Genomic DNA, 10,446 nt, shown 5'->3' with positions numbered 1-10,446 from the left:
TCGCAATACTTATTGAATCCCGCTACCTCTTCTACCTCATTAAAACCAATGATAAATCAGTAGCTTACCTCAAGGAATACGTTGAGAAAGAATGGGAGAGGATAGAGAATATTCTCGAGGATAACGTAACCCGTTGCGGATTGGAAAAGCAGGGTGTTTAAAAACTATTTTTTATAGCCAATCTTCCTAAGGAAGCTGTGACGCTCTTTTTTATCCTCCTCGCTTTCAACACCCAGCGGGGAATACCCGTCAACCACGCCTATTATAGCACTCCCCTGATCGGTATCCATGACTATTACCTGGACAGGGTTAGCCGTGGCAACGTAGAGTTGCACAATCTCCTGAATGTTTTTCAACTGGTTGAGAACGTTTATAGGGTACGCGTTTCTAATAAACAGGGTAAAAGTGTGTCCCGCTCCAATAGCTTTAGAGGTTTCAATAGCCTGGTTAACGAGCTCGGGATCGTTGCCTTCGTATCTTATGAGTCTCTTACCGCTTGCCTCGTTGAAAGCTACCCCGAACCTTATTCCCGGAACCGAGGTTACCAAGGCCTCGTAAATGTCTTCGACAGTCTTAATGAAGTGGCTTCTGCCGATTATAACGTTCGTTCCCTCAGGTATTTTAACAGTTACGAGGCGTATGTTGGCAGACATTTCAACACCACGTTATATACTTAATAACTTTTAATCTCATAAAACTTGTTAAACCCAGCCCGCAAGATTTAAGGGTGTCTTGCTTTGAAATTTATCGTCAAGCTCAACCAGTTAAACCCTGTTGAAACGGGGGATGATTTTTTAAAGCTGAGAGTTTACAATCTCGTTAACGAGGACTGGTTTGAAGTAGAGCAGGAGGTCAGCAGCTCAAACATAATGGATAGGATGCTTGAAGTAGCCCAGAACACTATAGTCAAGCATAGACCAGAGAACAACTACTTGTTCGTAACCGTGGAATCACCCGGGCTGTTACTAACCCTTGGGGAGGGTGAGACGGCTTCATCTGAGACAATAATATCTCCTAAGCCAACCACGTTGAAAGCCGTCAGGCTGTATAAGTTGGACCAGGAGGGGAGGCCTGTACTGGTTCATGAGTACAAGCCTCCCGGCGAGGTTTTCGTATATGATGGATTCGTCTCAATCCCGGCAACTATGAGCTACGATTTCATAGTGGTGGAGACATCCGAGGATTGGAGGCCGATGTTTCCAAACGAAATCGTCCTACCACCTGTGAAAGAATCTGTTAAAACCAGGAGGAAAAGGAGAAGCTCGACTAGGATGAGGAAGAGTAAAGCCTTAAGCGGTGTTAAAAAGCGTAGAAAGAAGAAGAGTAGAAGAAGGAAGACACGTAAAAGGTGAGAAAAATGAGCCTCCCCCACATAGTTAATGCTAAACCAGGGGATATCAGTAAAAACGTCATAGCTGTGGGAGACCCGGGAAGGGTTGAGCTTCTCGCAACATTGTTAGAGGACCCCAAGGTTGTCAACAAGCATAGAGGATTGATCGTTGTAACCGGTCACTACAAGAATGCCAAAGTAACCATTGCAACGCATGGAATGGGGTGTCCCAGCGCCAACATAGTATTTGAAGAACTAGGTCTACTCGGGGCTAAAAGAATAATCAGGCTAGGCACAGCAGGGGGTTTGCATGAAAACGTTAGAATAGGGGATGTAGTGGTTGCAACCGGGGCAATGTATGTTAACGGGGGATGCGGCCTAGCCCAGTACATGCCGGGTTACTGTGGAGCATCATCCCCGGACCCCGTGCTAACATACCGGATTATCAGGGAGTTGGAGGGGTCAGGGCTTCCTTTTAAGAAAGGCCCCTTGTTCACAAGCGATGCTTTCTACGCTGAAAGCCCTGAAATGGCTTCCAGGTTGAGCAGGTATGGTGCTCTCGCAGTAGAGATGGAGGCAGCCGGTCTCTTCACCCTCGGATGGATGAGAGGGTGGGAAACAGGGTGTGTTGTAGTGGTTAGCAACGTACTCCACGGGAAAGACCCTAACGCCGTGTTCTTGACCACGGCGGAGCTTGCTGATAAGTTCTCGAAAACTGCCCAAGTCTTAATGGAGGTTTTCAACAAGTATTATGGTGAATCCTGATTATGCTGCCCGAGTTGAAAATCTATAACACCCTTACTAAGACCATGGAAAGGATTCAGCCGGTTGAGCCAGGATTACTGAAAATGTACGTGTGCGGACCAACAGTTTATGATTCAACCCATGTAGGGCATGGAAGAGCATACGTCATGTACGATGTTTTCAAAAGATACTTAAACTCGCGGGGATACCACGTCATCCACGTCATGAACATTACCGATATCGATGACAAGATTATCAACCGGGCGAGGGATGAAAACCGTGATTGGACGGAGATCGTTGAGACATATACTAAAGAGTACTTGGAAGCTTTGAACAGCCTCAACGTCCAAGTAGACCATCACCCAAGGGTTACACAACACATTGACGAGATCATTGAGTTCATCCAGAGGCTTATAGAGCGAGGGCATGCGTACGTTACACCCAGCGGGAGCGTGTACTTCGACGTAAACACTTACGAGGATTATGGGCGCTTATCGGGAAGACTGGTAAAGGAGGCATGGAGCCAGGAACCCGATTTCCTGTCTGAGAAGAAGAACCCGTATGATTTCGCTCTTTGGAAGGCCGCTAAGCCGGGTGAACCCTTCTGGGAAAGCCCGTGGGGCAAGGGGAGGCCTGGATGGCATATCGAGTGCAGCGTCATGAGCACCAGGTATCTCGGTGAAAGATTCGATATTCATGGAGGTGGAACCGACCTCATTTTCCCACATCATGAGAACGAGAGGGCCCAGAGCGAGTCAGCGCTAGGGAGTAAGCCGTGGGTGTCTGTTTGGATGCATGTTGGAATGCTCATGGTTGGAGCCGACAAGATGAGCAAGAGCTTGAAAAACATTGTACCTATTAAAGAGGTTGTAAAGAAGTGGGGAGGCAGGACTCTTCGCTACTGGTATTTGATGAGCCACTACAGGAAGCCTGTATCGTTCTCCGAGGAATCCTTAGAGATTGCTAGCGAGCAGTTGAAAAGGTTGAACCAGGTCTCAAGCCTTCTTCAAAAACTGGGGAAGGAGGCTGTGGAGCCTCACAAAGCATCTGATGAAGACTTGAAGATACTTAGAAGCCTCTTGAAAACCCACTATAGCTTCCACGCGGCTTTAAGCGAAGATTTCAACACGCCGGAAGCCGTGGCATCTCTTAACGAGTTTACCACAATAGTCTTCAGGGACATACAGCATAATCCAAAATACATCCTTGTCAACACTGCATTCAGGATCTTGCGGGAGTTTGACAACGTTTTCGGCGTGCTTGAGACTCCCCCGGAGGCTCTCGTTGAAGAGGATGTAGACTCCTACATTAAAATCCTCGTTGACGTTAGAAAGGAGTTGAGAAACAGGAAGATGTACGACCTAGCGGACATGATTAGGAGCGAACTAGGGAGGCTCGGTGTAACCTTATCCGACAAGGGGCCTGAGACAACGTGGATACGTGTTAAGAAGCAAGCATTAAACAAGTAGTTTGCAATCCTTGCCTAGGCCAGGAAGGATTTAATTCTTTCAACACCCTTTTCAAAATACGCGTCCACGAACCTGGCTGTACCCTTTTTCCTCATTGACTCGAGACTATTGAAAACATTCACCACCGCGTTCGCGAGGTCTAAAGCATTGCATTGATCAACTTTCACCACCAACCCTGTTTGATCATATCGAGTATTCTTCGCTGACTGACCACAAGCTATGACCGGCCTTGAATCGGTTATCATCATTTGGAAGACAATATTAGATAGCGTGTCGTTAACCCCTATGATCCCCATTATAGACTTTTCCAACAGGCTCACAGGGTTCTCGGTGAAAACATCTATGATGAACGGGTTGAAACAGGGCTTGTCGGGCGCGTTCACATTTATTAGCAGGGAGGTAAAGCCTATTTTCCCTAACTCCAATATTAAGTCCTCTAAAACCCTGCACTTATCAAACCTGGTAACTATGGCGCCATCCCTCGGGAGAGTGTCGCGCACGAATATATGTTCCACGTTGAATATAGGAATGAGAACGTGCTCAAACTCCGGGTAAAGGGAAGAGTTAACCTGATGTTCAACAGGCGTGGTTTCAACGAATAAGACAGGTAATTTCTTCTTGTGAATGTTTAAGAGATACCTCTTGACCTGGCTGGAAAGGTGATAGGGGTAATTCTCCACGGGCTTAACAAATACAACTAGCCTGCCAGAAACAGTGTTGGAGTATGCTTTGAGAAAGCTTAGGAAAACCTCGGTTAAACCTCCCGCGTATATTGTAGTGTTGTCTTCGAGAATATCACCCCCCGAGGCAAGCTTCTCCAGCCCAACTTTCTCGAAGCTTGCTCCCGCCTCCCTCAGAAACTCTTCGACAAGCCAGCAGAATAAGTCATCTCCGTCACAAGCTAAGTAAATCATTTCTAAAACCTGTTTCTCACAATTTATTATTGGAACAAAGTGGTTAAAAAGATGAAGAACAACGGGTTTCACGAGCTTGAAGGATTCAAGAAACACCTACGGGAGAAAATTAAATCGTTAATGACTGTTGAAGAGGCTGAGAAGGCTTCACGCGACCCTCACTCTAAGCGTCCGCCCCGTCCATGCGGGTTAACAGTCCACACGGGAATAGGATGTCCTTTCAAGTGCGCCTACTGCTACATTTACGATATGGGCTTTAAAGCTGAAATCACCGAGTATCCTTTAACAGGTATACAGCTCGTCTACGCTTTAAGCTTGAACAAGTATTTCATCCCGGGCCCAAACGGGACGTTCATAGCACTAGGCAGTGTAACAGAGCCCTTCCACCCCATCACGAAGGAGAAAACGATTGAATACATAGAAGCAATTAATAAACATCTGGGGAACCCGGTCCAATTCTCCACGAAAATGTTCTTAACAGATAGGGATGTTGAAAGATTGAAAACCATTGACCCCTACCTCTCTCCTCTAATCAGTGTTTCAACAATGACTAGAGACAGGTTGTTGGAGCCGGGAGCCCCTCCCGTTGATAAAAGATTTGAAACCATTGAAATACTCCGCAATCACGGGTTCAAGCCTTTCCTCTTCCTAAGGCCGATCATCCCCGGTATTACGGAGAGGGAGTATAAGAATATGATAGATGCTGCTGTTCAGCACGGTGCGGTTGGAGTTGTCGCCGGGACGCTGAGGATCACTAGGAGGATACTGGAAAAACTTGAAGAGTGCGGAGTTGACACCACCGTGTTGTTGAAAAGAGCTGGGAGAAGCCCTAGAGAATTTGAGAACAATGTTCAATACGATGTTAGAACTGGGGATATTAAGATAGAGATAGCGAAATATGCGTTGAGGAAAGGCTTATTGTTCCTCCCCTACGCCTGCATGGCGAACATTTTCTCACACGGCTACAAGTGTTGGAGGATGAAAGCCATGGGGATTGAGCCCCCGGCTGAGGAGCCTCCCGAGATTATCGGGGTGGAGGAGTGTGTCAGTGGTGAGGAGGTAAAGGTGAAATACTTGGGTTTTGAAAACGGTTTCATCAAGGCCAAGGTTGTCAAAGGGGATAAGAAGATTGTTGAAGAACTGTTGAAATACAGGTTTAAATCATGCGTCAGGCTCTATTAGAGACTACTGCTTAGCCTGCTTCGAGACCTCGTTCACGAGCGCGGCTATATCGTTCAATCCGGTAATGGATGAAACCGGTGTTTTACTCTTCACCAGCACAACCTTACCAGTAATCTTCTCAACCGCCCTGATCAAGTCTCCTTCTCGGGTATGGTAAACATCTAAAAGCACGAAGCCGTGTTTAACCAGCTCACTAGCCAGTAGCACGCTCGGGTTTTTAGCCATGATCTCACCAATCCTTATTAATCAATGAAGAGATTTTAATCTTAACAGGGATTTAAATCTTGCATCATACGGTTTTACGCTACAAGGAAGCATGCATAATAGGGGAGTACTCGCCTGAATACTTCCATGTGAAAGCTAGAAACTACGAGCTTGAAGTTAGGCCAAGAATGATATCGTTGACGGGCTGTGGAGACGTTTCCGTGTCAACCCTCCACCGTGGAAGAAAGAGAGCTGTTTACGTTTCACACCAGGTAATTGAGTGTTTTCGAAAAGAAGAGTGCAAGGGTGATGTGGAGAGCGAGGTTAATACAGGGTATTTCACAGTGAAGGCTACCGCCACCCCTCACGGGGACTATATCACTATTCTAACCCCCGGCTCTTTCCTATCAGACTACATTGTCATTGGAGAGGACATGACGTATATTCAATTACCCGGGGGAAGGGATGTATACTTTGAGAAGCTGACGGGCTTGTGCACGATATACATTGTTTAAACAAAGATCATTCAGCCTTTAAAGCTAGCGTTCTTCAAGCATTTCAATAACCGTAGATCTCTCGGGAGTCACGCCCCTTATAGCGTTCACAACATTCTCATGGTTAAACCCTGAGGTAACTATGACCTTGGCACCTGTCTTCCTGGAGAGCTCGCTCATCGACATGATTTTCGAGTACATGCCCCCGGTAGCATCCCTTGAAACATCGCTTTTCAGTGACTCCAGCACGGCGTTTAAATTACTGCTGTCGATACGCTTTATTAGTTCAGGAGTTGAGCACTTCTTGGGATCGCAAGTGTACACGCCTTCCACGTCCGTTAGGAGAAGAATTCTTGAAGGCTTTAAAATATTGGCCACGACTTCGAAAACTTTTTCGGTTGAGAAGATTTCAACAGATCCGTTCTCCGTAAGAATGCACTCCCCGTGTAGCACGGGGATAACCCCGTTGCCCACTAGGTTTACCAATGGTGGAGTGAAAGCTCTAAGCGAGCCCTTCCCGTAGCCTATGACCGCGCTTGTCTGCAGGCTTGTAACCGGTATATCGTTGAGCAATAAGTAGTCCACTATCAGCCTGTTCAAAAGCCTCGTAGCCTGCTGGCACTTAACCATTAACTTTACAGGATTCTCTAATCCATGCTTCAACACTGCGTGGTGTGCGAAACTACCTCCCCCGTTGCCTAAGACTATGCTTACTTCTTTATGGGTAGCCCTTAGTGCTTCAGCTAAAGCTTTAAGTGCTTCATAGTTAACGGATACAGGCTTGTCCTTGAACGTTATGAAACTACCTCCTGCTTTTAAAAACACCACATCCCTGTTCAAACACGACACCACTCTGGGAAGGTTAATATATCATTGTGTTTTTATAGATTAAACGGTGTTACGAGTAGAGATGGGTCATAGACTGGCAGGGTTTTTGAAAAACCATGTTGAAATAGTGGTTGCTAATGTCATATGCGTATTACTGGCTATTTCCAGCTGGAATTACTACGATGTGAGATACTTTCTCGAATGGTACGCATACTTTTCCTCTGGGAGGCTTCTATACGTCTATGCTTCATCCATTTACGATAAAATCGCGTACCCGCCTTTACCCGTCCTTATTTTCGTCTCCGCGCACCACGTGGCTGTGAGTTTAACCGGGAACATTGAAGCAATAAGGTTAATAGATAAACTCCCCTTGATTCTATCCTTCAACGCAATATACTTTATCCTTAGAAAACAATATGGGAGAAAGGCTGGCATGCTTTGGCTGGTAAATATTGCGGGATACATTATAATCAGCGGCTACCAGTTCGACCTTATAGCAGCCCTATTCCTTCTGCTCGGATATGTCGAGCTAACCCGGAAGAATTTCCTTAGGAGCACTGTTTACCTGACCCTCGCAACGCTTGTAAAGCAGGTTTTAGCCGTCTTCATCCTTATCCCATTGCTGATTAAGCTTAAGAACCGTGATTTCAATGGATTACTCCGCGTGGTTTCCACGGCCGCCGGGGTGGGTTTAATATTTGTCACGCCTTTCCTGCTCGCTGACCCTTACGCGTTTATTAACAGAGTACTCTTCTTCCATGCTGCAAGATACCCTCAGGAGCTAAGCCTGTTCGCAATCCCTTTATATGCGACATGGTACAACGTTAACGCCGTCCCTGCATGGCTGGTATGGATCTGGATAATACCCTTAGCGATTTACACTCTCCTGGTTTACCTTTACTTTCTTAAAGAACCGGTTTATGATGGAAAAGTGCTTTTAAAATACTTCATCACTCTGATAGTAGGCTTACTCGTTTTCAACAAGATAGGGGGTTTCAACTACTTCACCTGGCTTGTCCCGTTCCTAATTGTTTTCATCATGGAAAACGCTTCGCGTTTAAGCAACCACTTGTTTGAAACTCTTTACGTGTCAATACCTATAATATCAAGCGTGATCTACTACGCGACAACCCTGTTCGCCGCAGCAGTGGTTAGCTCTGAAATATTTATGGTTGAAGACCTGAACTGGGTCTCCGCTGAGGAAGTGATTTTAAGAAGCACGAGCGCTTCCTCACTCCTCTACACACTAGTCCAGGCGTGCAGGTCGAACCCGTTGCTGAACATTCTTTTCACTATGCTGAATCAGAGCAAGCCGGTTTCCCAAATATTTTTCACATTACTGTACAACGCTTACCTCATCTACATTTTAAAAGAAACTTGGGCAATCGCGAAGACCCGGTGATAACGGTGCTAGTCTTCCTCGGAATCGGCTATTCTCTCAAGCATCTAACTCTAGAGGCCATGGAATACTTGGGCAAGGCTGATAAGATAGTGATTGACAGGTACACATCGCTCTACGAGGACGACCCAGCGGAGTTGGCGAAATACACTAAGGGCGAGGTAGTCTACGCTTCTAGGAAGGATCTGGAAGGAGAAGGAATGAACAAATTAATCGAGGAGGCGCGCTTCAAAACCATCGTTCTAGCCGTACCCGGCGACCCGTTTATAGCGACGACCCACGACTCCCTGCGTGTCGAAGCGATTAAGAAGGGGGTTGAGGTTAAAGTAGTTAACTCCATCTCCGTTCTAACCCTGATACAGAGTAGGCTCGGCCTTCAAGCATACAGGTTTGGTAAAACTGTGACCCTAGTGTATCCGGATTACTTCAAGCCCTACTCAACCATTGAAACAATATATGAAAACCTGAATAGAAGACTTCACACAATCGTCCTGCTCGACCTGAGACTAGAGCATGGGAGAGCCATGACCATACACGAAGCGGTTGAAATACTGTTGAATCTTGATGATGAGCTGGAAAACAAGCTTGACAACTCGCTAGCTATTGGGGTGGCCAGGCTTTCATGGAGGGATGAGCGGGTTCAGGCCGACTTACTGCCGAGACTGCGGAATTACGATTTCCCGCCTCCTCCCCACAGCCTGGTAATAGTTTCAAACCCGCTCCCGGTTGAGATGGAAGGCTTGATACTTATATGTAAGCTTCCAGAATTAGCCGGTGTAATTACCGGTCTAAATAATTAATTCCCTAAATTCCTAAGCGATTTTTATTAAATCCTACTTGATAATAGTATAGTTTTGGTGGTGTTGGACAAAATGTCCAAGCTCATCCCCGCGCTAACAGTTATTGCAATACTCATGTGCCTCACACCCTTAAGCGCGGAGTCAACTACCCTAATAGTTAACGATGCGTTAGGGAGGAGGATAGAACTGTCAAGTCCTCCTGCACGAGTTGTTTCACTAGCACCTTCCATAACGGAGATCCTCTTCGAATTAAATACTCAGCAATACATCGTAGGGGTTGACGATTTCTCGCTAGGAGATTGGTATTTAAACATAAGCTCGGTGTTGAAAAAGCAGAATACTTCTTCGGTTGGAGGTTACTGGTGGAGCACTGTCAACATTGAAACAATATTGAGCTTGAATCCTGACGTAGTTCTCGCTGACAAAGGCGCTCACAAACCCCTTCTCGAGGTGTTCCAATCCTACAATGTGACTGTTGTTTTCTTGAACGGGGGTTCGGCAAGAAGCTTCAACGACGTGTTAAGCGATATTTACTTGATCGGCGAAATTTTCAACTCAACCGCTGAAGCACAATCCCTCGCTGACAGGTTGATAAGCTCTCTTGAAGAGGGGAGAATGCTCCTCGAGAAATACCGTGGCCTTAAAGTGCTCGTAGTAGTGGATTTCTGGCAGGGAATATGGGTTGCGGGAAGGGCAACCTACATCGACGACGTACTAGCTAGGCTTGGCCTGTCGAACGCTGCTTCAACATACGGGTGGAGTGCAGTAAGTATTGAGAAAATACATGAGTGGAAACCAGACGTCATCCTAGTGGCTACGTCTTATGCTACACAGGAAACTGTTAAGGAGGCTGGACTATTTGACCTAGGCGTACCCGTTATTGTTTTGGGCCAGGAAGAAGTAGACATTATATCGAGACCTGGTCCAATGATCGTGAAAATCCCTGAAATCCTGAACGCGGCTTTGGCGGAGGCTTTTGATTCTTCAAAACCCACTAACACCGATGCCTATGGTTTAAGGCTCAGCGAGAGCTTCGCGCTCATCCTACTGCTTGCAGGATTCGCGTTAGCATTCATGATAGG

12 protein-coding genes are annotated in these 10,446 nt (G+C 46.3%); 8 read left to right on the top strand and 4 right to left on the bottom strand.

Features of this window, described 5'->3' with window-relative positions; translation table 11 throughout:
* Positions 1-164: 164 nt before the first annotated feature.
* The gene (locus AC3OH0_RS01885; RefSeq protein ID WP_193436737.1) at positions 165-653 is read right to left on the bottom strand and encodes an adenosine-specific kinase; all 489 of its coding nucleotides are present in this window, start codon (positions 651-653) and stop codon (positions 165-167) included.
* Between the two features lie 84 nt (positions 654-737).
* On the opposite strand from AC3OH0_RS01885, the gene AC3OH0_RS01880 reads away from it, so the two are divergent.
* The 3 genes from AC3OH0_RS01880 to cysS are packed head-to-tail and all read left to right on the top strand — an operon-like array spanning position 738 to position 3,543.
* Positions 738-1,352 (top strand): hypothetical protein, encoded by a 615-nt coding sequence (locus AC3OH0_RS01880; RefSeq protein ID WP_498344545.1) that lies wholly within the window; start codon positions 738-740, stop codon positions 1,350-1,352.
* A 5-nt stretch (positions 1,353-1,357) separates the two neighbouring features.
* Positions 1,358-2,095 carry a purine-nucleoside phosphorylase gene (locus AC3OH0_RS01875; protein WP_193436735.1) on the top strand — a complete coding sequence of 246 codons (738 nt, stop codon included), beginning with the start codon at positions 1,358-1,360 and terminating at the stop codon, positions 2,093-2,095.
* A gap of 2 nt (positions 2,096-2,097) precedes the next feature.
* Positions 2,098-3,543 (top strand): cysteine--tRNA ligase, encoded by a 1,446-nt coding sequence (gene cysS / locus AC3OH0_RS01870; protein ID WP_498344544.1) that lies wholly within the window; start codon positions 2,098-2,100, stop codon positions 3,541-3,543.
* 14 nt (positions 3,544-3,557) lie between these two features.
* Here cysS and AC3OH0_RS01865 read toward each other — a convergent pair whose 3' ends face one another.
* Entirely contained in the window at positions 3,558-4,457 is a 900-nt protein-coding gene (locus AC3OH0_RS01865; RefSeq protein WP_498344543.1) for a hypothetical protein, read from the bottom strand.
* A 51-nt stretch (positions 4,458-4,508) separates the two neighbouring features.
* Here AC3OH0_RS01865 and AC3OH0_RS01860 point away from each other — a divergent pair, with 51 nt between their 5' ends.
* Positions 4,509-5,639 (top strand): radical SAM protein, encoded by a 1,131-nt coding sequence (locus AC3OH0_RS01860; RefSeq protein WP_193436900.1) that lies wholly within the window; start codon positions 4,509-4,511, stop codon positions 5,637-5,639.
* Positions 5,640-5,642: 3 nt separating this feature from the next.
* Here the strand turns inward: AC3OH0_RS01860 and AC3OH0_RS01855 are convergent, their stop codons facing one another.
* Positions 5,643-5,864, bottom strand: a complete 222-nt coding sequence (locus AC3OH0_RS01855) for a hypothetical protein (RefSeq protein WP_193436732.1) — start codon at positions 5,862-5,864, stop codon at positions 5,643-5,645.
* 59 nt (positions 5,865-5,923) lie between these two features.
* Here AC3OH0_RS01855 and AC3OH0_RS01850 point away from each other — a divergent pair, with 59 nt between their 5' ends.
* On the top strand, positions 5,924-6,358 hold the full coding sequence (locus AC3OH0_RS01850; RefSeq protein ID WP_193436731.1) for a hypothetical protein: 435 nt from the start codon (positions 5,924-5,926) through the stop codon (positions 6,356-6,358).
* A 24-nt stretch (positions 6,359-6,382) separates the two neighbouring features.
* Here AC3OH0_RS01850 and AC3OH0_RS01845 read toward each other — a convergent pair whose 3' ends face one another.
* A complete protein-coding gene (locus AC3OH0_RS01845; protein WP_193436730.1) occupies positions 6,383-7,177 on the bottom strand; it encodes an isopentenyl phosphate kinase in 795 nt (264 codons plus the stop codon).
* A 70-nt stretch (positions 7,178-7,247) separates the two neighbouring features.
* On the opposite strand from AC3OH0_RS01845, the gene AC3OH0_RS01840 reads away from it, so the two are divergent.
* The 3 genes from AC3OH0_RS01840 to AC3OH0_RS01830 form a co-directional block, all read left to right on the top strand.
* Entirely contained in the window at positions 7,248-8,567 is a 1,320-nt protein-coding gene (locus AC3OH0_RS01840; RefSeq protein ID WP_498344542.1) for a hypothetical protein, read from the top strand.
* 5 nt (positions 8,568-8,572) lie between these two features.
* Positions 8,573-9,364, top strand: a complete 792-nt coding sequence (gene dph5, locus AC3OH0_RS01835) for a diphthine synthase (RefSeq protein ID WP_498344541.1) — start codon at positions 8,573-8,575, stop codon at positions 9,362-9,364.
* A 72-nt stretch (positions 9,365-9,436) separates the two neighbouring features.
* Positions 9,437-10,446: ABC transporter substrate-binding protein (locus AC3OH0_RS01830; protein ID WP_498344540.1), on the top strand; the 1,010-nt coding region annotated here is incomplete at its 3' end.

This window comes from Thermosphaera sp., from assembly GCF_059755995.1.
Note: the sequence above shows the minus strand (reverse complement) of the source record. Positions and strands in the feature narration are given on the sequence as shown.